Annotated in this window: 1 protein-coding gene; it reads right to left on the bottom strand. The window is 65.1% G+C overall.

The features are described from left to right. Window positions 1-258, bottom strand: a 258-nt coding sequence (locus BST14_RS32110) for a cytochrome b/b6 domain-containing protein (RefSeq protein WP_211280859.1), incomplete at both ends; no start/stop codon positions are given.

Here is a 258-nt window from a genome sequence, read left to right as displayed (position 1 = left end):
GCATGGAGCAGCACCACCGAGGTGCTCAGCCACAGGCCGACCACGCGGTGAACGGCGTCGAAGGGCTTCTCGAATGCCTCCCAGCTCAGGTTCCAGGTTTGCGAAATCCAGGCGAACAGCGCGGTGTCCTTGAAGCTGGGTACCACGAACAGGCCGAAGTCGGTGGGCAGGCGGGTGCCGACGTAGCCGGTGAGCGGCATCACCAGCATCAAGGCATACAGCGACAGGTGCGCGTAGTGCGCCAGGCGGTGCTCCAGC

Source organism: Mycobacterium arosiense ATCC BAA-1401 = DSM 45069, assembly GCF_002086125.1.
GTDB lineage: Bacteria > Actinomycetota > Actinomycetes > Mycobacteriales > Mycobacteriaceae > Mycobacterium > Mycobacterium arosiense.
This window is presented reverse-complemented; position numbering and strand designations above follow the sequence as displayed.